17 protein-coding genes are annotated in these 23,807 nt (G+C 60.5%); 4 read left to right on the top strand and 13 right to left on the bottom strand.

The features are described 5' to 3' along the window. Window positions 1–101 precede the first annotated feature (101 nt). The 3 genes from AACY36_RS07220 to AACY36_RS07210 are packed head-to-tail and all read left to right on the top strand — an operon-like array spanning window position 102 to window position 5,568. Window positions 102–1,343 (top strand): exonuclease SbcCD subunit D C-terminal domain-containing protein, encoded by a 1,242-nt coding sequence (locus AACY36_RS07220; protein ID WP_339415923.1) that lies wholly within the window; start codon window positions 102–104, stop codon window positions 1,341–1,343. Further along, a complete protein-coding gene (locus tag AACY36_RS07215; protein WP_339427586.1) occupies window positions 1,340–4,978 on the top strand; it encodes an AAA family ATPase in 3,639 nt (1,212 codons plus the stop codon). The genes AACY36_RS07220 and AACY36_RS07215 overlap by 4 nt, the downstream gene beginning before the upstream one ends. Then, complete coding sequence (locus AACY36_RS07210; protein WP_339415920.1) at window positions 4,975–5,568, top strand: glutathione S-transferase; 594 nt, start codon at window positions 4,975–4,977, stop codon at window positions 5,566–5,568. Before AACY36_RS07215 ends, AACY36_RS07210 begins: the two co-directional genes overlap by 4 nt. A 442-nt stretch (window positions 5,569–6,010) precedes the next feature. Here AACY36_RS07210 and AACY36_RS07205 read toward each other — a convergent pair whose 3' ends face one another. The 5 genes from AACY36_RS07205 to AACY36_RS07185 all read right to left on the bottom strand — a co-directional run bounded on the left by AACY36_RS07205 (window position 6,011) and on the right by AACY36_RS07185 (window position 11,313). Next, entirely contained in the window at window positions 6,011–6,190 is a 180-nt protein-coding gene (locus AACY36_RS07205; RefSeq protein ID WP_016980181.1) for a hypothetical protein, read from the bottom strand. 156 nt (window positions 6,191–6,346) lie between these two features. Continuing rightward, window positions 6,347–7,519, bottom strand: a complete 1,173-nt coding sequence (locus AACY36_RS07200) for a lactonase family protein (protein ID WP_339427587.1) — start codon at window positions 7,517–7,519, stop codon at window positions 6,347–6,349. Continuing rightward, window positions 7,509–7,802 carry a DUF5629 family protein gene (locus AACY36_RS07195; protein ID WP_339415915.1) on the bottom strand — a complete coding sequence of 98 codons (294 nt, stop codon included), beginning with the start codon at window positions 7,800–7,802 and terminating at the stop codon, window positions 7,509–7,511. Before AACY36_RS07195 ends, AACY36_RS07200 begins: the two co-directional genes overlap by 11 nt. Before the next feature lie 79 nt (window positions 7,803–7,881). Next, window positions 7,882–10,257, bottom strand: coding sequence for an efflux RND transporter permease subunit (locus AACY36_RS07190; RefSeq protein ID WP_339496850.1), 2,376 nt, complete (start codon window positions 10,255–10,257; stop codon window positions 7,882–7,884). 15 nt (window positions 10,258–10,272) lie between these two features. Continuing rightward, entirely contained in the window at window positions 10,273–11,313 is a 1,041-nt protein-coding gene (locus AACY36_RS07185) for a WD40/YVTN/BNR-like repeat-containing protein (RefSeq protein WP_339416327.1), read from the bottom strand. A gap of 307 nt (window positions 11,314–11,620) precedes the next feature. Here AACY36_RS07185 and AACY36_RS07180 point away from each other — a divergent pair, with 307 nt between their 5' ends. Next, entirely contained in the window at window positions 11,621–12,736 is a 1,116-nt protein-coding gene (locus tag AACY36_RS07180) for a Gfo/Idh/MocA family protein (protein ID WP_339415912.1), read from the top strand. Window positions 12,737–12,847: 111 nt separating this feature from the next. Here AACY36_RS07180 and AACY36_RS07175 read toward each other — a convergent pair whose 3' ends face one another. The 8 genes from AACY36_RS07175 to praA all read right to left on the bottom strand — a co-directional run bounded on the left by AACY36_RS07175 (window position 12,848) and on the right by praA (window position 23,719). Then, a complete protein-coding gene (locus AACY36_RS07175) occupies window positions 12,848–14,551 on the bottom strand; it encodes an AMP-binding protein (RefSeq protein WP_339427588.1) in 1,704 nt (567 codons plus the stop codon). A gap of 31 nt (window positions 14,552–14,582) precedes the next feature. After that, complete coding sequence (locus AACY36_RS07170; protein WP_339415909.1) at window positions 14,583–15,881, bottom strand: acetyl-CoA C-acetyltransferase; 1,299 nt, start codon at window positions 15,879–15,881, stop codon at window positions 14,583–14,585. Next, window positions 15,878–16,768, bottom strand: a complete 891-nt coding sequence (locus tag AACY36_RS07165; RefSeq protein WP_339415908.1) for a MaoC/PaaZ C-terminal domain-containing protein — start codon at window positions 16,766–16,768, stop codon at window positions 15,878–15,880. The genes AACY36_RS07170 and AACY36_RS07165 overlap by 4 nt, the downstream gene beginning before the upstream one ends. A gap of 3 nt (window positions 16,769–16,771) precedes the next feature. After that, window positions 16,772–18,115, bottom strand: coding sequence for a 3-oxoacyl-ACP reductase (locus AACY36_RS07160; RefSeq protein WP_339415907.1), 1,344 nt, complete (start codon window positions 18,113–18,115; stop codon window positions 16,772–16,774). 148 nt (window positions 18,116–18,263) lie between these two features. Next, window positions 18,264–20,789, bottom strand: coding sequence for an acyl-CoA dehydrogenase (locus AACY36_RS07155; RefSeq protein ID WP_339415906.1), 2,526 nt, complete (start codon window positions 20,787–20,789; stop codon window positions 18,264–18,266). Between the two features lie 229 nt (window positions 20,790–21,018). Beyond that, a complete protein-coding gene (locus AACY36_RS07150) occupies window positions 21,019–22,470 on the bottom strand; it encodes an outer membrane protein transport protein (protein WP_339427613.1) in 1,452 nt (483 codons plus the stop codon). Window positions 22,471–22,590: 120 nt separating this feature from the next. Continuing rightward, the gene (gene praB, locus AACY36_RS07145; RefSeq protein WP_339415903.1) at window positions 22,591–23,094 is read right to left on the bottom strand and encodes an alkane oxidation protein activator PraB; all 504 of its coding nucleotides are present in this window, start codon (window positions 23,092–23,094) and stop codon (window positions 22,591–22,593) included. A gap of 130 nt (window positions 23,095–23,224) precedes the next feature. Next, the gene (praA, locus tag AACY36_RS07140; RefSeq protein WP_339496848.1) at window positions 23,225–23,719 is read right to left on the bottom strand and encodes an alkane oxidation protein activator PraA; all 495 of its coding nucleotides are present in this window, start codon (window positions 23,717–23,719) and stop codon (window positions 23,225–23,227) included. Between the last annotated feature and the right edge of the window lie 88 nt (window positions 23,720–23,807).

Raw genomic sequence — 23,807 nt, 5'->3', positions numbered from 1 at the left:
GCGGGCTTGCCCGCACACAGTTGATCTGTGTCACCCGCAGGCAACGTGTGTGCTTTTACGGGTAAACTCCCCTCCTTTTCATCTCTTCCACGGAGTTCGCCTTGCGTCTGTTCCACACCTCCGACTGGCACCTTGGCCAAAACCTCCACGGCCAGGAACGCGATTTCGAACACGCCTGTTTCCTCGAGTGGCTGCTGGGCCAACTCAATGCCCAGCGCCCGGATGTGCTGCTCATCGCCGGCGATATCTTCGACACCGTCAACCCGCCGCTCAAGGCTCAGGAGCGGTTGTATGACTTCATCATCAGCGCCCACGAGCAAAACCCCAAGCTGACCATCGTGATGATCGCCGGCAACCACGACTCCGGCTCGCGCATCGAACTGCCTGCGCCATTGATGCGTCGCCTGCGCACCCATGCGCTCGGTCGCGTGCTGTGGCTGGATGACGGCCAACTGGATGCCGAACGCCTGCTGATCCCCCTGCCGGATGCCAAGGGCAAGATTGCCGGCTGGTGCCTGGCCTTGCCATTCCTGCGCCCGGCGGAAGTCACCGGTGCACACCTGGGTGACGACTACCTGCGCGGTATCGGCCAGGTGCATGAATGGCTGATCGCCGCCGCCAACGCCAAGCGTAAAAAAGGCCAGCCGTTGATTGCCATCAGCCATGCGCACATGGCCGGAGGGTCGGTGTCGGAAGACTCCGAGCGCAGCCTGATCATCGGCAATGCCGAGGCGCTGCCGGCCAGCCTGTTCGATAAAAGTGTCGGCTATGTCGCCCTCGGCCATTTGCACAAGCCGCAGAAGGTCAATGGCGAAGAGCGGATTCGCTACAGCGGCTCGCCGATTCCGCTGTCGTTTTCCGAAATCGGCTACAAGCACCAGATTCTCGACGTGACGTTCCAGGGCCAATGCCTGGTGAGTGTCGAACCACTGCTGATCCCGCGCTCGGTTGACCTGCAACGCCTGGAGGCTGCGCCGCTGGCGGATATCCTTAAGCAGTTGGCGGATCTGCCCGACATCGACCTGCTCGCCGAAACCCAACGCCACCCGTGGCTGGAAGTGCGCGTGCGCCTCGACGAGCCGCAACCCGACCTGCGCCAGCAAATCGAAACCGCCCTGCAAGGCAAAGCCGTGCGCCTGGTGCGCATCGCCGCCGAATACGCGGGTAAACGCGCCAGCGACAACACGGACGACGAGCGCCTGATCGAACTCGACCAGCTCACGCCCCAGGAACTGTTCAGCCGCGCCTGGCAGGACAGTTACGGCAGTGAAGTGGATGAACAGACCTTGAAGGATTTCGCCGTGCTGCTCCAGGAAGTGCAACAGGAGGAGCAACAGCCATGAAGATCCTCGCCATTCGCCTGAAAAACCTCGCCTCCCTGGCTGGCCCGTTCGAGATCGACTTCACCGCCGAGCCCCTGGCCAGCGCGGGTTTGTTCGCGATAACCGGTCCCACCGGGGCCGGTAAAAGCACCCTGCTCGATGCACTGTGCCTGGCGCTGTTTGGTGCGGTGCCGCGCCTGGGCGATACCGGCCAGGCCAAGATGCCGGACGCCGACAGCGACATTTCCATTGGCGACCCGCGCACCTTGATCCGTCGGGGCACCGGTGGTGGTTATGCCGAAGTGGATTTTGTCGGCGTCAGCGGCCGTCGCTACCGTGCGCGCTGGGAAGCCAACCGCGCCCGCGACAAGGCCAGTGGCAAGTTGCAGAACAGCCGCCAGAGCCTGATCGACCTGGACAGCGAGCAACTGCTGGCCAGCCAGAAAACCGAATACAAGACCCAGCTGGAACTGGCCCTGGGCCTGAACTTCGAGCAGTTCACCCGCGCCGTATTGCTCGCGCAAAGCGAGTTCAGTGCCTTCCTCAAGGCCAACGATAACGAGCGCAGCGAACTGCTGGAAAAGCTCACCGACACGGCCCTCTACACCCAGCTTGGCCGACGCGCGTTCGACAAGGCCAAAGACGCCAGGGACGCGCACAAGCAGTTGCAGGACCAAGCCACCGGCGTGGTGCCCCTGGCCCCTGAAGCCCGCGCCGAACTGGATCAGCAGTTCGACGCCGCAAACGCCCAGCTCAAGGCCCAACAGGCCCAACTCAAGCAGTTGGAGCGGCAACACACCTGGCTCAAGGAACTGCGCGAATGGCAGGAACGCCAGCTCGCCGCCACCGAACAACTGCAGCGCGCGCAGGCTGATTGGGATGCCCAGGGCCCGCAACGCCAGGACCTGAGTCGCTTGGAGCAATTGGCGCCACAACGTCATCAGTTCGCCCGCCAGGCCGAACTCAACAGCGTGCTTGCCCCGTTGGCCGTGCAGATTCAGTTGCATATCGAACAACAGGGCCAACTGCATGGTCGCCAGACGCAGGCCGAGCAACAGCAAGCCAGCGCGCAAACCGCGTTGGCCGAGGCGCTGAAAAACCAGGCCGATGCCGTGCCTTTGCTGCGCCAGGCGTTTGAAGAGCAGAGCACCCTCACCCACTTGACCAAAGAGCTGGCCAAGCGCACCGAGGACAAAAAGCAGCACGAACACGCCTGCACCGAAGGCCAGGCCCGGCTTAACGGTCTGCTGGAAAAGCAGAACCAAGTCGCCGAACGCCTCCAACGCCTGGTCACCGAACTCGATCGCAGCGCCGCCCTCGCCCCCTTGAGCGACGCCTGGACCGCCTACCGCGATCGCTTGCAACAGCTGATGTTGATCGGCAACCGCCTGAACAAAGGCCAGGCTGAGCTGCCGCAACTGGGACAACGCGCTACCGCTGCCGCTGAACAATTCTCCCAACAGCGCGACGCGTTGGACCTGCTCTATCAGGAAGCCGGCGCCGAACCCCATGCCGTGGCCGAGCAAATCCAGTTGCTGGCCAGCCTGCTGCAAGACAATCGCAAACAACAACGCGCCTTCGAAGACCTGACGCGCCTGTGGGACAGCCAGCAACAGCTGGACCAGCAGGCCAGCGTACTGACGCAAAAGCTCGCCGATGCCCAACAGCAACGCGAGCAACTGAACCAGACCGGCCTGCAAACCAAAGCGGAGCTGACCATTGCCGAACAAACCCTGGCGGTCACGAAGCAACTGCTTGAGCGCCAGCGCCTGGCCCGCAGCGCCAGTGTCGAGGAATTGCGCGAGCAGTTGCAGGACGACCAGCCCTGCCCTGTGTGCGGCAGCCACGAACACCCGTACCACCAGCCCGAAGCGCTGCTTCAGAGCCTCGGTCGCCATGACGAAAACGAGGAAGCCACGGCGCAGAAAGTCGTCGACTCACTCAAGGAAAAGCTCACCGAGCTGCGCGGCGAAGTCGGCGGTCTGATCGCCCAGCAAAAGGAATACCTGCAACAGCAGGAGCAACTGGCGACGCAACAACAAGCACTCAAGCCCAGCCTGGATGCGCACCCACTGTCGGCCGCGCTGTTCAACCAGGAGGCGGCCAAACGCAGCGCCTGGCTTGATCAACAGTTGAGTCAACTGACCCAGAGCATCGCCCAGGACGAACAACGCCAAGGCGCCCTGCTCAACCTGCAACAAAACGCCGGGCGCTTGCAGCAACAACTGCAAGCCGCCCAGGAAGCAAGCCAGCAGGCGCGTCAATTGCTGGTGGATCAGCAACGCGAGTTGGCCAGCGACCGCGAACGTCTTGAGCAGGAACTGACTGCCTTCGCCAGCCTGTTGCCCGCCGAAACCCAGGAAGGTTTGCGTGCCGAACCGGCCGCAACCTTCATGCAGCTGGACCAGCAGGTCAGCCAACGCCTGGAACAGCTCGGCCATCAACGCGATGAGCTGGCCGAGCAACAAGAACGCCAACAGGCGATCGAGAAAGAACAGACCCATCAGCAGCATCGTCAGCAGCAACTCGATGCGCTGAATCAGCAGGTCAACGAGTTGGCCGCCCAGCAACAAGCAGCTCAGGAACAACTCCGCGCATTGCTGGGCGAGCACAGCAGTGTCGAACACTGGCAACAGCAGTTGGATCAGGCCGTGACCCAATCACGCCAGAGTGAAACCGACGCCAACAAGCAATTGCAAGAGATCCACAACGCATTGATCCAGTTGGCCGCCGATCTCAAGGCCCAACAGGAGCGTCAGCAAGCGTTACACGCCGAGCAGCAATCGCTGGACACACGCCTCAGCGAGTGGCGCGCCCTGCACCCGGAACTCGATGACGACGGCCTCAACCGTCTGCTGGCCTACGATGACGCCCAGGTCAGCCAGTTGCGCCAGCAGTTGCAACACAGCGAAAAAGCCGTCGAACAAGCCAAGGTCCTGCTGCAGGAACGCGAGCAACGCCTCGCCGAGCACCAGGCCCTGCACAATGGCAACCTCGACGCCGAAGCACTGGACAGCGCCCTGGCCGCGCTCAACCAGCAGTTGGCCGAGGGAGAGAAAGCCTGCGCCGAATTGCGCGCGCGCCAATCCGAAGACCAGCGCCGCCAGGATGCCAATCAGGCCTTCGCCGAGCAGATCGCCAAGGCCTATGACGAATGGCAACGCTGGGCACGCCTGAATGCGCTGATCGGCTCGGCCACGGGCGACACCTTCCGCAAGATCGCTCAGGCCTACAACCTCGACCTGCTGGTGCACCACGCCAACGTGCAATTGCGCCAATTGGTGCGTCGCTACCGCCTCAAGCGCGGCGGCAGCATGCTGGGCCTGTTGGTCATGGACACGGAAATGGGCGATGAACTGCGCTCGGTGCATTCGTTGTCCGGTGGCGAGACGTTTCTGGTGTCGCTGGCGTTGGCCTTGGGCCTGGCGTCGATGGCCTCCAGCACGTTGAAGATCGAGTCGCTGTTTATCGACGAAGGCTTCGGCAGCCTGGACCCCGAGTCGCTGCAGTTGGCCATGGACGCACTGGACGGTTTGCAGGCCCAGGGCCGCAAAGTGGCGGTGATCTCCCACGTGCAGGAAATGCACGAGCGCATTCCGGTGCAGATCCAGGTCAAGCGCCAGGGCAATGGCTTGAGCACGCTGGAGGTCAAGTGAGCGAGGCGCTGCTGTATTCGTTTCGACGTTGCCCGTATGCGATGCGTGCGCGCCTGGCGTTGCGCTATTCGGGGGCGCCCGTGCGCATTATCGAAGTGAGCCTCAAGGCCAAGCCGGCCGAGATGCTGGCACTGTCACCCAAAGGCACGGTGCCGGTGTTGAGCGTGAATGGCGAGGTGATCGATGAAAGCCTGGCGATCATGCAATGGGCGCTGGCTCAGCACGATCCGCAGGATTGGCTGCTGCCGGGTAACCCGGCGGTATTGGCGTTGATTGCCGAGAACGATGTGGGCTTCAAGTATCACTTGAATCGATACAAGTATGCCGAACGCTATCCGGAACAACCGATGGAACATTATCGGGCCGAGGGCGAGGTGTTCTTGCGCGCACTTGAGGGATTATTGGCGAATCACGAGTACCTATTCGCCGATCACCCAAGCCTGGCAGACATGGCCCTGGCGCCGTTTGTGCGGCAGTTCGCCCATGTGGATAGGGAATGGTTTGCCGGTGCACCGTATCCCCGGTTACAGCAGTGGCTGGAGCGCTTCCTGCAATCGCCGCTGTTCATTGCCGTGATGGCAAAGAACTGACCCGACAGGGCTCTGTAGTGAGCGGGCTTGCCCCGCGCGGGGCTGCGAAGCGGCCCCATCGAAAACGCCGCACGGTGTCAGGTATTCCTCGGCGCCTGGTTTTGGGGCTGCTTCGCAGCCCAGCGCGGGACAAGCCCGCTCACTACTGCAATTCGGCTTAGCCTTCAACCAGGTTAAGCAACCGCTCACGGGCAATCTCCGGCTCACCGTCCACCCCTTGTATGGAGGACAGGATGGGGGCGGAGTAGAGAACCAGGATGAGTGCGGAGAGTCGGAGTGCCATGCTGTCGATTCCAGGAATAAATGCGTCAATATTTGAGCGTCAAATTTAAACACATGGCAATGTGATATCAATCATTTTTATTCTGCAGATGCACAAACGCCAAACCACTGGAACGAGCCAGGCTTCGTTCCAGTGGTTTGGCGTCTGCTTTTGTGCAGGTTATTGCTGAGTCTTGTGATCCAGTGCGGCGTAGAAGTTGGCACTTTGTTGCAGGTATTTCTGGGTGTAGGCGCTGGTGCTGGATTTTTTGCCGGAGACTTCCACACTGGCCGCCGCTGGCAGGGCAACAGTGGCGGAAACAGCGGAAGCGGCGATGATGGAGAAGAGATTCAAGTTCATGTCGGTAACCCTTGTGTTCATTTGGTTGAGTGGCCTTGGAAGGCCTTGGAACCAAACTTACGCCCGAGGGTTAAACCTTAGAAATGCTTTGAAACAGTAGCCGCTATTAATAAAATTAATACACCGGGTCAGGCCCCACAGTGCGGGGCCTGTGGCTTATTGACGCACCAGGAACTTGAGGTCGCTGGGGGCATCAATCGCCAGTTTCTGCACGGTTTTACCCAGCAGACCGGTTTTGGGGTCGCGTTCAACCACCACGATTTCGTTGCTTTTCTGGTTGGCGATCAGCAAAAACTTGCCGCTCGGGTCCAGGCTGAACTCGCGCGGGTGGTCGCCGTCCACTGAACGGCGTTGCAGTTCCTTGAGGTGCGCGGTAGCCGGGTCGATGCTGAACACCAGCAACTGATTGGCCGTGCCACGGTTGCTCACGTAGAGGAATTTGCCATCACTGGACGCATGCAGCGCGGCGCTGGCCTTGTCGGACACCGGTTGCTCGGCCGCCAAATCCACCCGTTGCGTCTGGGTCAGTTGGCCGTCTTTGTAGTCAAACACCGCGACCTGTGCGCTCATCTCGGTGGTCAGCCAGGCATGCTTGCCATCAGCGCTGAACAACAAGTGACGCGGACCGCTGCCCGGCGGCAGTTGCACCGAGGCCGGAGTGGCCGGGGTCAATGGCAGTTCATGATTGGCCTTGGGGTCGTAGTGATAGGCAAACACCTTGTCCGCGCCCAGGTCCTGCACGAACACGTAGTTGCCATCTGGCGACGACACCACCGAATGCACATGGTTGGATGCCTGGCGCTCCGGGTTGACGCGGCTGGCCGGGTGGCCGCTAAGTTGCACCGGGGCTGACAGCTTGCCCTCGGCATCGACCGGCAGCACCGCCAGGCTTCCGCCCGGATCTTCCACTACCGAGTAGTTGGCCACAAACAGGTAGCGCCCATCGGCAGCCACGCTGGAATGGGTGGGCTCGTTGCCAAGGCTCTGGACCTGGTTGATCAAGGTCAACTGATGATTCTGCGGATCAATGCTGTAGCTGCTCACGCGGCCGACCGCATCCTGTTGGCCCGGCCCGTTTTCGTTGACCACAAACAGGTGCTTCTGGTCCTTGGAGACCGTCAGCCACGACGGGTTCGCCGCCTTGGCCGCTAACACCGGCTGGCCTTGGAACGTGCCGGTACGGCTGTCGAATTGCAGGCGGTAGATGCCTTGGCTGGTGCCAGCGGTGTAGGTGCCCACCAGCAGTTCATAGGTGTCGGCCGGCGCGGCTTGCACCGACATCGCGCCTACGCTGCCGGCCATCAGCAGGGGCCAGAATTTACGCATCATCCGCTTCATCCTCGTCGTTGTTGTTGTCGCCCTTGATCGCACTCAGGCAGACCAGACGGTGTTCACCGTCTTCGTTGCTCAAGAGCCAGCTTTGCAAGCTGCCATCAAAGGTGGCGGCGTTCAGTTGATCTGGACTGAACGTCCAACGCTTGAGTTCCCGGCCGTCCATGCTTTCGATCTGCAAGTGCTGATCGAACGTGAAGTCGAAGGCGTGCAGCCCGTTGATGATCAGCATGTCGCTGTCTTTGAGGGCGGTGCTCAGGTTGGGTGCTGCGTCGGTCATGATGTGAAGTCACTGCGGGGGAAAAGACACATGATAGGTCAATTCCCCCGCAGTGCCTTGCGGCAATGGTCTCTATCGGTCAGTGAGCAAACAAAGAATTGCCCTTCTGCCCCGCCAACTTCTCCGGTTTGATCAGGAACCGCGCCAGCGCCGGCAGCAGCCACAGCGCACCAAACATGTTCCACAGCAGCATGAAAGTCAGCATCAAGCCCATGTCGGCCTGGAACTTGATGGCCGAGAAGATCCAGGTGCACACGCCAATCGCCAGGCACAAACCGGTGAACAGTACGGCTTTACCGGTGGACTTGAGCGTCTGGTAGTACGCCTCTTGCAGCGGCAGGCCGGCACGCAGGAAGCTTTCCAGGCGGCTGTAGATGTAAATGCCGTAGTCCACGCCAATCCCCACGCCCAAGGCCACTACCGGCAAGGTCGCGACCTTGACGCCGATCCCCATGAACGCCATCAGCGCGTTGCCGAGCACCGAGGTCAGCACCAGCGGCAGCACGATGCACAGGGTCGCGGCCCAGGAGCGGAAGGTGATCATGCACATGGTCGCCACGCACAGGTACACCAGGATCAAGATGGTCAACTCCGATTCCTTGATCACCTCGTTAGTAGCTGCCTCGATCCCGGCATTACCAGACGCTAGAATGAATTCCAGGCCATCCCTGTTGTTTTCCTTGGCGAAGTCCTGCACCGCATGCACCGCGCGGTCGAGGTTTTCGGCCTTGTGGTCGTTGAGAAACACCAGCACTGGGGCCACGGAGCAGTTGTTGTTGTACAGGCCATCGGCACGGGCGATGGAGTTGTTCAGCACATCGGGGTTGCGCGACAGGGTTTCCCATTTCAGGTTGCCCTCGTTCATGCCCTTGATCATCTGCTTGGACACGGTCACCAGCGAGATCGCCGACTGCACGCCTTCAGTGTTCTGCATCTTCCACATCAACTGGTCGATGGGCGCCATGGTTTCATAGCGCGAGCAGCCTTCGGCCTTGGTCTTGACCATGACCACTAGCACGTCAGAGCTGGTCGAGTAGTTGCTGATGATGAAGTTGTTGTCTTTGTTGTAGCGCGAGTCCGGGCGCAGTTCCGGCGCGCCTTGGTCCAGGTCGCCGATCTTCAGGTTCTGGCTGTACCAGAGGCCACCGCCAAAGGCGACCAACGCGAGCAGGATCGAGACTGGCGCCACTTTGGCGCTGGCGAATTTCGACAGCAGGCGCCAGAACGGGTGTTCGCGGTGCGCGTCTTTCTTGCTTTGGGCAATGGCGCGCTTGCTGATGCCGACATAGGAGATCGCCACCGGCAGCAGGATAAGGTTGGTGAACACGATCACCGCCACCCCAATGGACGCGCCGATGGCCAGTTCGCGGATCACGCCGATATCGATGATCAACAGCGTGATAAAGCCCACCGCGTCGGCGAGGATCGCGATCATTCCCGGCAGGAACAGCTGCCGGAATGTGCGTCGCGCCGCCGTCAGCGCGTTGTCGGCCTCACTGGACTGCAGCGCGATGCCGTTGATCTTCTGCACGCCGTGGGAAATACCGATGGCGAAGATCAGGAACGGCACCAGCATCGAATACGGATCGAGGCCAAAGCCGAAAAAGTGCATCAACCCGAGCTGCCAGACCACCGCCACCAATGTCGTGCTCAACACCGCAATGGTGCTGCGCAGGCAGTGGGTGAACCACAGCAGCAGAATCAGCGTGATGACAAACGCGATGCCAAAGAACAGCACCACCATCACCAGGCCATCGATCAGGTCGCCGACCTTCTTGGCAAAACCGACGATGTGGATCTTGACGTTGGGGTTCTGCGCTTCGAACTTGTCGCGAATCTTGTCTTCAAGCTCATGGGAGAACTTGCGGTAGTCAAGGGCCAGCAACGTGCCTTGGTCCTGCGGATCCGGGTAAGACTCCAGCAGCGGGATATCGACAATGCTTGATTTGAAATCGTTGGCTACCAGGCGCCCGACCTGGCCGGACTTGAGCACGTTGTTGCGCAGTTGATCAAGGCTTTGCGGCGAGCCGTTGTAACTCTGCGGAATCACTTCACCACCGGCAAAGCCTTCTTCGGTCACTTCGGTCCAGCGTACGCTGGGGCTCCACAGCGACTTGAGGCCCGAACGGTCGACGCCGGAGATGTAGAACACTTCGTCGTTGATCTGGCGCAGGGTCTCCATGTACTCCTTTGTAAAGATGTCGCCGTTCTTGGCCTCCACCGAAATGCGCACCGTGTTGCCCAGGTTGGCCAGGTCGTTGCGGTGCTCCATCATCTTCTCGATGAAGGGGTGCTTGAGAGGGATCATCTTTTCAAAGCTAGTGGACGGGCGAATCAACGTCGCCTGCCAGAACAGGAAAATACTCACCAGCAGACAGATGACGATCACTGCCGGGCGGTTGTTGAAGATCAGGCGCTCAAGAAAGGTCGCTTTATCGTTGTGATGACTGCTCATTCTTTGCCCGCCTTCTTATTGTTTTGTCGGTTCAGCGCCGGTGGGCATGGCAACACGAACGCCACCCTGCCCGACCAGAATCAAGTTGCCATTGCCTGCCGCCGTGACGGCCGACAGCGAAATACGGTCCGGACGGTTGAACACGCTGAAGGTCGCCCCGCCGTCATGACTGATCACCACGCTGCCACCGTTGCCGACGACAACGATGGAACCGTCATCCAGCAAAGTCGCGCCCGACAAACCGAACTCCAGCGCTCCCCGCGCCGCGTTCAGCTCGACTTGTTCCCACGTGCTGCCGAAATCCGCGGAGCGGTAAAGGTTGCCACGCAAGCCATAAGCCAACAGGGTCTGCGGTTGGGCGGTGCTGATCACACCAAACAGCGAGCCCTCGTAAGGGCCTTCGAGTTTTTCCCAGGTCTGGCCGTCGTCGCTGGAGCGGAACATGCTGCCTTGCTCACCGACGATGAACAGGCCGGCGTCCTTGATATGGGCGATGGCGTTGAGGTGGAGCTGGTCTTCGTTGTCGAGGCGGTCGCTGACGTCGTTCCAGGTTTTGCCGCCGTCGGTGGTTTCGATCAACGCACCGTAGGCGCCGACGGCCAGGCCGTGATTGGCGTTGTTGAACCACACGTCGAGTAACGGGGCTTCGTGTTTGAGGTCTTGATACTGCCGGGTCCACGTAGCGCCGCCATCGGAACTGGCGAGAACTTGCGCATCATGGCCCACCGCCCAGCCCTGCTTCTCATCGACAAAAAACACCGCCGTGAGCAGTTGCCGGGTGGGGACTTTGGCTTGGGTCCAGGTGCTGCCCTGATCATCGGAATAGAGGATATGCCCGCGATCCCCAACGGCCACCAGCCGCTTGCCGGCATGGACCACGTCGATCATCAGGCCTTTGGCGGCCTTGGGGGATTCAATCGCAAACGCAGGCGTTGCGGTGGTATCGCTGGCTGCCAGTGCGGACGTGGACAACACGCCACCGACCAGCAACGAGAGCGCTGTGGCCAACAACGCAACCGTGCGTGCGGCGCGTGGGCGGCAAACAACCCAACCCATGACAGGCTCACTCATAGACCTTTCTCCCATTTATTATTGTTATCGCCTGCCTTCCGGGGCCTTGAAACCTGCAATCTAGAGCGCCTGGAGGAAGCAGGGGCCATCCTATCGGGCTTTCGAATCGTCTGACAATCGGCGCTACGTTATCTTTTGTTAACTGATGCCATTTCCCCATCACCTGAATATAGCTGCATTCGCTGAGGTGATCTTCAGCGGCTTAATGAATTTTTATTCCATCTATTGAATTTAGTGAATTTTTATTCCATTAATACCTTTTCTCAAAACAATAATGCAAAGGACCACGGCAATGCGCGAACTCGGAATCGGCTTGATCGGCACAGGCTTCATGGGCCGCGCCCATGCGTTGGCGTTCAACAATGCGCGAGCGGTATTTGAGCTGCCGGTACAGCTCAAGCTGGCCGCCCTGGCCGATGCCGACACCGAGCGTGCGCAGCGCTGCGCCAATGCCTGGGGGTTTGCCCAGGCCCACGGCGACTGGCAGGCGTTGATCAATGATCCCGGCGTCGGTGTAGTGGCCATCACCACCCCCAACCATTTGCACTACCCAATGGCCATGGCCGCCATCGCGGCAGGCAAGGCGGTTTACTGCGAGAAGCCCCTGGCGGTCAGCCTGGAGCAGGCCGACGCCATGCGCCGCGCCGCCCGTGCGGCCGGCGTGGTCACGCGGGTCGGCTACAACTATCAGCACAACCCGATGATCACCCTGGCCCGACAGATGATTGCCACTGGCGAGCTTGGCGAGATCATCAGCTTCCAGGGTGAATTCAGCGAAGACTTCATGGCCGACCCGACGTCCCCTTGGTCGTGGCGCTGCGAAGTGGAACATGCCGGCGGTGCGCTGGCGGACTTGGGCAGCCATCTGCTGTCGATGGCGCGCTATCTGCTGGGGGATGTAGTCAGCGTGTGTGCCGATACCCAGACCGTCCACGCCCGCCGCCCTGCCGTCAAAGGGAGCACGGAGGTGAAACCCATCGCCGTGGACGATCAGGTGCATGCCTTGCTGCGTTTCGCCAACGGCGCGCGCGGCACGGTGAGCAGTAGCTGGCTCAAGCATGGCTACAAGAACCACCTGAGCTTCGAGATCAGCGGGACGAAAGGCACGCTGGCGTTCGATCAGGAGCGCTTGAATGAGTTGCGCGTTTGCCGGGTTGGTCAGGAGGGTTTCCAGCGTCTGTTGGCCGGTCCCGCCCTGCCCGGCTATGCGGCGTTCAGCCCGGCTGCGGGGCACCAGTTGGGGTACAACGAGTTGAAAACGCTGGAGGTGCAGGCGTTGATCCTGGCCGTGGCGGGCCAAGGTACGGATGGCACTGACTTTGAGGCGGCATGGGAGGTTGAGCGGTTGGCGACGGCGATTCGCCTGGCTGCCAGGGAAGAACGCTGGGTAGCCGTGAACTCACTCTAAAATCCACCACAGAACTTTGTGGGAGCTGGCTTGCCTGCGATAGCGGTGTAACGGTTACACCGCTATCGCAGGCAAGCCAGCTCCCACATTTGGATCACCTAAACCTTCGAGTCAGCGCAAGGCTCGGCGCAGCACTTTACCCACGGTGGTCTTAGGCAGTTCCGTGGTCCGAAACTCCACATACCTCGGCACCTTGTACCCCGTCAGATACTCGCGGCAATGCGCCAGGATCTGCTCCTGCGTCAGGTTCGGGTCCTTGCGCACCACGATGATCTTGACCTTCTCCCCCGTCACGCCATCTTCCACCCCAATCGCCGCCACTTCCGCCACCCCTGGGTGCAACGCCACCACGTCTTCGATTTCATTGGGGTACACGTTGAAGCCCGAGACCAGGATCATGTCTTTCTTGCGATCCACCAGGCGGATATAGCCACGCTCGTCCATCACACCGATATCGCCGGTCGACAGCCATCCCTCGGCATCCAGCACCTCGGCGGTGGCTTCCGGGCGTTTCCAGTAGCCCTGCATCACCTGCGGCCCGCGCACTTGTAGTTCGCCCTGCTCGCCAATCTCGGCCAGCTCCCCGTCTTCACGGATAAACCGCACCCAGGTCGACGGCAATGGCACACCGATGCTGCCGGTGAATTCCATCTCGCGCATGCGCGCAATATTGATCGGGCTGATGCTCACCACCGGCGAACACTCGGTGAGGCCATAGCCTTCGATGATCGGCAGTCCGGTGACTTCCTTCCAACGCTTGGCCACTGCGGTGTGGGTGGCCATGCCGCCCGCGATCACCATGCGCAGGTCGGAAAAGTCCCGCGCGCAAAACGCCTTGTTTTCCAGCAAGCCATTAAACAACGTGTTGACCCCGGCAATGCCGTTGAAGCGCTCCTTGCGCAGGATCATCTGCACCCGCTTCACGTCCCGTGGGTTGGCAATCAGGATATTGCGCCCGCCCAGGCACATGAACATCAGGCAGTTCACCGTCAGCGAAAAGATGTGGTAAAGCGGCAGCAAGATGACGTTGGTTTCCTGCTTGTGCTGGTCCAGTTGGTCACCGACCCAGGCCTTGGCCTGCAGCAGATTGGCGATGATGTTGCGATGACTGAGCATCACGCCCTTAGCGTCGCCGGTGGTGCCGCCGGTGTATTGCAGGAAAGCCAGGTCATCGAGGTGCATTTCCACCGGAAAATGATTGAGCCCGCGCCCCTGTTTCAAGGCCTGATTGAACCGCACCGAGCCGCGCAGATTGAACGCCGGCACCTGCTTTTGCACGCTACGCAGGATAAAGTTCATCGCTGCGCCCTTGAAGGTGCCGAGCAAATCGCCGATGGCCGCGATTACCACGCGCTTGACGCTGCTGCCGGCAATGACTTTTTCCAGGGTATGCGCGAAGTTTTCGAAGATCACCACGGTCTGCGCGCCGCTGTCCTTGAGCAAATGCTTGAGTTCATGGGAGGTGTACAGCGGGTTGACATTGACCACCACCGCGCCGGCCAGGATCGTACCCAGCAGGCAGATCGGGTACTGCAAGCAGTTGGGCATCATCAACGCCACGCGGTCGCCCTTTTGCACACCCTGGCCCTGCAACCAGGCGGCGAACGCAATACCTTGCACCTGCCAGTCAGCGTAGGTCATTTCGGTGCCGATGCTCACATACGCCACACGCTCGTGGAATTTCTCCAAGTGTTCGAGGAACACCTCGCGCAACGATGGGTAATCTTCAATCGCGGCATCGATATCCGCCGGGACGCCAGGCAGGTAAGCGTCAAGCCAGATCCGTTCGGTTTGTTCCAGGCTTACAGCGTTCATGGCAGTCTCCTTATTGTTGTTTTTGATAGCGCTACTTTTCGACGATGGCGGTAATGCCCAGTCCGCCTGCCGCACAGATGGAAATCAGGCCGCGCCCGCCGCCGTTCTCATGGATGATCTTGGCTAGCGCTGCCAATTGCCGGCCTCCGGTGGCGGCGAACGGGTGACCGCAGCCCAGCGAGCCACCGTTGACGTTCATTTTCGACCGGTCAATGGGCCCCAGCGGCGCGTCCAAGCCTAGACGCTCGCGGCAATAATCGGCGTCTTCCCAGGCCTTTAGCGTGCACAGCACCTGGGCGGCAAAGGCCTCGTGGATCTCGAAAAAATCGAAGTCATTAAAGCTCAGGCCTTCACGTTTGAGCATGCGTGGCACCGCGTAGGCCGGGGCCATCAGCAGGCCTTCGGTGCCGTCGACAAAGTTCACGGCTGCCGTTTCGCCGGTCCGCAGGTAAGCCAGCACTGGCCAGCCGTGCTCGGCCGCCCATTCTTCGCTGGCCAGCAACACCACCGAAGCGCCGTCGGTCAGCGGCGTGGAGTTGCCTGCGGTGAGCGTGCCGTTCTGGCGGTCGTAAGCGGGTGACAGCCCGGCGAGTTTCTCCAGGCTGGCGTCAGCGCGTAGGTTATTGTCCCGGGCCAGGCCGCGATGGGGGCTGATCAGGTCGTCGAAGAAGCCACATTTGTATGCGGCATCCAGGCGCTGATGGCTGGTGAGTGTCAGCTCATCCTGGGCCAGACGCTTGATCTGCCAGCGCTTGGCCATTTCCTCGCAGTGTTCGCCCATGGACAGGCCGGTGCGTGGCTCACCATTGCGGGGCAGCAAGGGCTTGAAAAACATCGACGGCCGAACCTTGAGCAGCGCTTTCAGCTTGTCGCCCATGCCCTTGGCGCGGTTGGCGGCGAGCAAGGTGTGGCGCAGGGATTCGTTGATCCCGATGGGGGCGTCGGAGGTGGTGTCGGAACCACCGGCAATGCCCACCTCGATCTGGCCCAGTGCGATCTTGTTCGCCACCAGCAATGCTGCTTCCAGGCCGGTGCCGCAGGCTTGCTGCACATCATAGGCCGGCGTATCCGGAGACAAGGTGGTGGACAACAACGACTCACGCGCCAGGTTGAAATCCCGCGAATGCTTGATTACCGCGCCGGCGGCAAACTCACCCAGGCGTTGGCCGTGCAGGTTGTAGCGGTCGACCAGCCCCTGCAAAGCGGCGACCAGCAGGTCCTGGTTGCTGTCGTGGGCATACACCGTGTTGGAGCGCGCAAAAGGGAGGCGGTTACCGCCGATAATCGCGACGCGGCGAACCGGGGCTGGGTTGAAGCTGTAATCAGTCATTTAAGGCTCTCTTTCCAGACGAACAGTCCACGCATGTGAGGCTTGTCACCTGCGAAATTGCGGACTTCAAACTCACGGCACGGGCCCGCTGCCGGACGGTTCCACAGCGCGACCTGGCCGGGCAGGAAGATCGGCAGCTTGAAGTCGCAATGCGCCTCGGCCTGGTCCAGCCCACCGGGCGGTTGCTGCGCAGCAAGGGCACGGCCCAAGGTCCACATGCCGTGGGCGATGGCACGGCGAAAGCCGAAGATTTTCGCGCCGATCAGCGACATGTGGATCGGGTTGAAATCCCCCGAGACCTTGGCAAAGCGCCGGCCCAGGTCGGCGGGCAATACCCAACGTTGAGTGCGCAACACCCCTTCTTCCTGCAACGGCAACGCGTCGTCCCAGGGCTCGCCGACCGGGTCTTTGACATCCCGGCGCAGGTACAGGCTGTCGCTTTCCCATACCAGGGTGCCAGCGCTGTAGGCACGGGTCGCGATGCTCAACGCCTGCCCCTTGGGATGCGCGACCCAGCGCTCGCAATACACTTCCAGGCGCAAGGCCTGGCCTTCGTGCAGGCGTTGGTGCTGACGAATGCGATTCGCCAGGTGCACCATGCCGCTGGCCGGGTACGGGAAACTCGGGCGGGTCAGCAGCATCAGGTGCAGCGGGAACGCCAACACATGGGGATAAGACAGCGGCACGCCTTGCTCGCGGCGAAAACCACAGGCACGGCCATACGCGGCGATGCCAGCGGCGGATAACTCCACTGCCGAGCGCACCAGGCGTTCCTTGGGCAATACAGGCGCACCGTCGAGCGCTGGCTTGCGTAAGGCCCGCACGCCGTCCAGCAGCAAGCGTGTGCGTGATGGCGGTGGGTCGATAATCTGTGTCACGTAGTCCATGGCTCAGGCTCCCAGCAGGCTTTGACCACACACGCGTACGACTTGGCCGTTGACCCCGCCAGACGCTGGGTGCGCCAGCCAGGCAATGGTCTCGGCCACATCGATCGGCTGCCCGCCTTGGGACAGCGAATTCATGCGCCGCCCCGCTTCGCGAATCATCAGCGGGATCTTCGCGGTCATTTGGGTTTCGATAAACCCCGGCGCCACCGCATTCACGGTGACGTGCTGCGCCGCCGCACGCGGTGCCAGGCCCTGGACCAGGCCGATCACACCAGCCTTGGAAGTGGCGTAATTGCTTTGCCCGAGGTTGCCAGCGATGCCGGAAATCGACGACACGCACACGATGCGCCCACCGGGGTTCAACCCTTGGTTTTGCAATAACGCGTCGCTGAGTTGCAGGGGCGCCTCAAGGTTGACCGCCAGCACACTGCGCCACGCCGCCTCGGTCATTTTGGCGACGGTTTTGTCGCGGGTGATCCCGGCGTTGTGCACCACCACGTCAAAAGCGCCGTATTGACTGACATGGGCCTGCAGCAGTGCGGCAGCATCCGCTGCAGTGATATCCAGGGGCAGCGCCAAACCACCGACACTCTGCGCCGCTTGTTGCAGCGACGCCTGGGCCTGCGGTACATCCACGCACACCACATGGGCGCCGTCGCGCGCCAACACTTGGGCGATTGCCAAACCAATGCCACGGGAAGCGCCAGTGACCAGCGCGCGGCGGCCGGCGAAGGGTTTGTCCCAGTCGACGGGAACCTGGCCGTCCACCGGCTTTTCCACGCGCACCACTTGCCCCGAGACATACGCCGAACGGCGCGACAGGAAGAACCGCAGGCTGCTGTCCAGTGCGTCTTCTGCGCCCGGCGCCACGTAGATCAATTGCACGGTGACCGCGCGGCGCAACTCCTTGGCCAGCGAACGCACCAAGCCTTCGAGGGCGCGTTGGGCGATGGCTTGGGGCAAGTCCTGGCAGTGTTCCGGCGCGGTACCGAGTACCACCACGCGGCCGTGCTGACCGAGGCGCTTGGCGTTGGCGTGGAAGAACAGATAGAGCTCATCCAGTTGCTGCAGATCGGCCACGGCGCTGGCGTCAAACACCGCGCCCTGCACGTTCACCGTGGACGGCGCCTTGAGCGTGGCCGGGGTAGCGGTGACTGTGTCGGTGGCCGCGAAAATCCGCTGCACCTCAAAGGCCAGGCGCCCTGCCCCGGCGAGGATCACCGGGTTGGCCAGGCCTTGCTGGCCGCTGCGATGACGTTGCAGCGGCAAGGGTTGCGGCAGACCAACGGCCTGGGCCAGGCGACGGCCCCAAGGGGAATTGACGAAAGAAAGGTAGCTGTCACTCATAAGTAGACCCACTGTCTTGGCGTGTAAACCCGATCAATGTGGGAGCTGGCTTGCCTGCGATGGCATCACCTCGGTGCTTCTGATGGACCGAGTCGTCAGCATCGCAGGCAAGCCAGCTCCCACACTGACCGTGTACATTCAGTGCCACTCAATTGACCGAGGCGTTTTCACCTTGGGCGGTTCGGCGCTTTGGCATAGGCTCCAGCGCTTGCTTGCGCCGCTGCAACGCCTCCAGCAACCCGAAGTCCTGCGGGAAGTCATCCACTTGGATGCCGTGGTCGGCGTATTCCACATAGCGACCGAGCAAGGTGTCTTCGTCGTCGCTGATCAGGTCCAGCGCCCGCGCCTTGACGCGCCAGGCGGTGAAGGCTGTGGCTGAGATCGGCATCGGTTCGATCAAGCCCTGCTTGACGGCGGACTTGAGTCGGGCGTCGATCAACTCCACCTGCGGCAACAGGCGGAAGCCCAGTTCGCCGTAGGCCAATTTGTCGATTTCCGGACGTGGGATGTAGGAATTGGCCAGCAAGCGTTCGCGGGTTTCGCCTGGTGTCTGCACCACATCCGCCACCTCGGCCAGCAGACGGTCCGAAGGTTTGCGCAGCGGGATACCGAACGGGAACGTCAACGCCCGCACCACGGCCGCCGCCGCTTTTGACGGGTAGTTGTCGAGCACCTCGGCCAGCGCTTCATGAGCCCGCAGCAATGCATCCTGGGCCGACCAGTGCACCAACGGCAGGTCCGCCTGGGGCCGGCCGTCATCCTCGAAGCGCTTGAGCACGCAGGACAAAATGTACAGCTGCGACAGAATATCCCCCAGGCGCCCGGTGATACTTTCCTTGCGCTTGAGGGCCCCGCCCAGTACGCCCATGGAAACGTCCGAAATCAACGCAAGCACCACCGACAGACGATTGGCCTGGCGGTAGTAGGACGCCAGCGCGGGGTCGGTCTTGGCCGGTACGGATATCAGCCGCCCCGCCGTCAGAGAATGCACCGCCGCGCGTACGGTGTTAGCCAGCACAAAGCTCACATGGCCGAACATCGCGCTGTCGAAGGCTTCCAGCGCCTTGCGCCGGTCCGGGTTGCGTGCCGCTTCCATTTCGCGGAACACATAAGGATGGCAACGAATCAACCCCTGGCCATAGATGATCAGGCAGCGCGTCATGATGTTCGCGCCTTCCACGGTAATGGCGATGGGGCTTTGCTGATAGGCACGCGCCAGGAAGTTGTTCGGGCCCATGCAGATGCCCTTGCCAGCAACGATGTCCATGCCGTCATTGACGATGATGCGCGCGCGCTCGGTGACGTGGTACTTGGCGATGGCCGAGATCACCGAGGGTTTCTCACCCGCATCCAGGGACGCTACCGAGACTTTACGCACCGCATCGCAGGCATACAGGTGCCCAGCCATGCGTGCCAGTGGCGCCTGCACGCCTTCGAATTTCCCGATAGGCAGGCCGAACTGTTTACGCATGGCAGCGTAGGCCGTGGTGCCGCGCACCGCGACCTTGCCCAGGCCGACGTTGGCCGACGGCAAGGAAATCGCCCGCCCCGCGGCCAGGCATTCCATCAACATGCGCCAGCCATTGCCGATTTGCTCGCGGCCACCGATCACCCATTCCAGTGGGATGAAGACATCCTTACCGGTGGTAGGACCGTTCTGGAACACGGCATTCAATGGCCAATGACGGCGACCGCTGTTCACGCCGGGATGCGACGTTGGAATCAGTGCACAGGTGATGCCGAGTGAACCGGGAGCGCCGAGCAAGCCGTCCGGGTCCTCGGCGCGGAATGCCAGGCCCAACACCGTGGCAATCGGGCCGAGGGTGATGTAGCGCTTGTCCCAGGTCACACGAAAACCCAGCACTTCCTCGCCTTCATGGGTGCCTTTGCAGACGATGCCCAGGTCGGGAATCGCCCCCGCATCAGAGCCGGCGTATGGGCTGGTCAGCGCGAAGCACGGGATGTCCTCGCCCCGCGCCAGACGCGGCAGGTAGTAATTTCGCTGGGCATCGGTGCCGTAATGCAACAGCAGCTCCGCCGGGCCCAGGGAATTGGGCACCATCACCGAAATCGCCGCCGCCGAGCAGCGCGTCGACAGCTTCATCACCACTTGCGAGTGCGCGTAGTGGGAGAACCCTTTGCCGCCGTACTGCTTGGGAATGATCATGCCAAGGAACCCGGCATCCTTGGTGTACTGCCAGCCTTGCGGCGACATGTCCTGCCAGACCTGGGTGGTTTCCCAGTCATTGGCGATGTCGCACAGCGTTTCCACTTCATTGTCGAGGAAGGCTTGTTCTTCAGCGCTCAGGCTGGCCGGAGCAGCTTGCAAGAGGCGCTGCCAATTCGGCTTGCCGCTGAACAACTCGGCGTCCCACCACACGGTGCCAGACTCGATAGCGGCACGCTCAGTGTCGGACATGGCCGGCATAATCGTACGAAACAGGCTCAAGGCCCGGCGAGTCAGCAAGGTGCGGCGCAGGGGCTTGATCGTCATCAACAACGCCGGCAACACCACCAGCACCGCCGCGACGCTCACGCCGAAACCGGCGACCACGTTGAACAGGTAACCTGCCGCCAGCCAGATCAGGCCAATGAACAACCACAGGGTCGCGGCGGCTTGTCGATATGCCAGGGCAATCGCGGCGGCGAGGCCCATCAATAACCAGATAACCATGGGGATACCTCATATTCGATTCAGGGTATTGCCAATGCGCGGCCGGTCGAAGTGACCTGCGTGGCGCCACACTACAAAATTTGGAATCAAATTCAAATCTTGTTTTTAAATTTTAATTTAATTGTTTGGCAAAAAAAATTAGCTGACCCCTCAGCCGATTGGGCCAGCCATTGCGGCAGGTGCATGACGCGAAGACCAGAATGCGCTTGATGTTCGCGTCATAGCTGCCTTAAAACTTGTAAGTGGCCGACAAACTGACGACATCGCCTGAAGACTCGGCAGTGCCGTCAAGACGGCCACCACCAAGACGATCGACGTTCTGGGTTTTGATATTGACCTTCTGAACGAATTGGTGCGAATACGCGGCATCCAGCGTCAGGCCGGGAATGGCCTTGACGTCGTAACCCGCGCCCAGCGATGCAAAATAACGGTCGCCGTCGGGGATGCGCGGATCGCGCGTCGAATTACGGGTCGGCGTCTGGTCGTACGCCACGCCTGCCCTCAAGGTCAACTCATCCGTGGCCTTGAAATCGCCCCCCAGGGAGTACATCCACGTGTCCTGATAATTATAAGGAATGGCAACAATCGTCGAGCCATTGGACTTGAGTGTCAGGTCCTTGAAGGACGACCATTGCGTCCACACGGCGCTGACACCTAACGTCCAACGATCATTGAACTGGTGCACCCAGTCGATAGCGGCAGTCGCCGGAATATCCAACTGCGTGCTGGCATTGGCGCCATTGGGGAACAACTTCAGTCCAGGGTACGCCGTTTCAACCAGCGTCTTGCCATCACCAAAGATCGAATCGTCCGTCATCAAGCCGTTGTTCAGCGCATCGGCCCGAACCTTGTACTTACCCGTCAGCTTGTTTTTGATTTTGGCGTGGTAGTTCAGACCCAAGGAGTCTTTGTCGGTCGGTTTCCACACAACGCCACCAAACCAGCCAACGGAAACATTGTCCACTTTGACCCGCATCAGCGCGGTACCTACGCCTGGCGGGAACGCCCCGTTACCCAAGCCGGGAGAGACCGAAGCAGCCGAGAATAGATCGATGTTCTGGCTGACGAAGCCTTGGCTACGTTGGACGATCATGCCACCGCCGATGGAAAAGTCGTCGCGCACCTTGAAGGATAAGGACCCCGTCAAGCCGACGGTTTCAATTTTGGTGTCCACGGCGAAGTCGCGAAACTTGGAATTTTCATTCCAGGTGCTGCGCATGCCTTGCGGCACGACCTGACTGAGGCCGAATGCAAAGCGGTCGCCAATCGGGATCACCAGAAACCCTGTTGGCAGCCACGCGGTGAAACCACCCTGGCCGCCATTGTTGTTATTGACGGTTGCAGTGCTCGGATCAAAGCTACCATCGGGCGACACTGCAGTATTGCTGGCCGGATTACCGGTGTAATCGTAAGACTGCCCCGTGTATTTGATCTTGATCCGGGCATAGTCGACGGTTTGTTGAACCACGGATTGATCGACGAACGCCATCGCTGCCGGATTGTTGTATGCAGAACTTGGGTCATTCTTGAACAGAGAACCGCCGCCGAACGCCCGGCCCCAACCTGGGGCACCGTAAGTCGGCGTAGAGAACCCACCCGCCTGCACGGTAGCGGCCGTCATCAGCCCCCCCAGTATTGCCAACCCCAACAGTGTATGAGCCTGTTGTTTATTAGTGATCATGCGGCACTCCTTATTATTATTCGCTTCCGGCATTGCCGGCTTTCTACGTCAGCCGGCACCTCAAACGAGGCACCGGCCTTTCAAAGGGTGATCAACCCTGCGTTCCGTAACGTGTGCCCGTTATGGGTTAACCGTCAGACCAGAGGCAGTGGTAGTCAGCGATACAATGTTGCAACCGCCACTCAGAGGCTGGTTTGCCGCGGTAAGGGTGTGAGACGAAGCATTCCAGGTCACATTGATGGAGGATGGACCGCAGTCGGTGCCGGGGATAATAAAAGTCTTTTTAATGGTGTAACCAACGTTTGCCACTTTGCCTTCAGTGGCCGACGACGCAGTCAGCACCCAGCCTGGCGACGGAATGCTCTTGAGCGTAGGCAAAGCACACAAGCCACCTCCGGTCAGTGCGGCATTGGTGATAGTGGCAACACCGCCACTGACAGTACCGCTGAAAGTAATGCCACAGGTCACACTGCCGCCGAATGAAGACGGTGATTGCACCACGATGGAACCTGCGGTGGTGGTAAAGGGGCCTTCAGGGCTGATCGAAGCCGCATTGGCCATCGAAGCAGCACCCATGCAAACAGCCAAAGCAGACAACGATACGAGGGTTTTCAAACTTTTCATTGTTTTTCCTCACATGTTATGGCGAGTCATTCGCCAGGGGGTAATGGCCATGAACGAGAGGTCACGGTGAAACTGCAGAACTTCCCTTTCCAGCCAAATCTCAATTCAATTACCGCAACAACATTTGCTGTTATTCAACCACTTTGAAGTTCGGTGGCATCTTGATCGACACCGTCTTGATTGTGCAGTCTTCGCCAATCGGTACGTTCGCGGCTTCCAACTTACCGGTGGCGTTATCCCATGTACCCTCGGCGGTAGAAGGCCCGCACTTGCCACCCAGGCCAAACGCATGAACATCTACGCTGATGTTCGACATGGAACCGCTCTTGGTGTCTTTGGCAACTAATACCCAGGGCAGGTTAATGGCTTCGACTCGGCTGCATTTGAGGCCGCCATCGAATTCAACTTTGTCGACATTCACCGATGAGCCGTCGGCCGCCACTTTGCCGGCGACCTTGATGGTGCAGTCGGCGCTGATCAGCGCACCTTTGGAAAAACTGATGGGGCCATGGGCGGTAAACGCACTGCCGGCAGGCTCAATGCGCGCAGCTTGAGCCTGGTGGTAGACGATCAGGCCCAGCGCGGCCAATACGATATGGGTGGTCAACTTGGCAGGTGATTGCATGATGTACGTCCTTCCCTTGAAATTATTTTTGTTCGGGTCAAACAACTTTTTTGCAACTCATTTTGAGAATCCTGGGCGATAGAGACCT

Source organism: Pseudomonas sp. EA_15y_Pfl1_P101, assembly GCF_963970835.1.
Lineage (GTDB): Bacteria > Pseudomonadota > Gammaproteobacteria > Pseudomonadales > Pseudomonadaceae > Aquipseudomonas > Aquipseudomonas tritici.
This window is presented reverse-complemented; position numbering and strand designations above follow the sequence as displayed.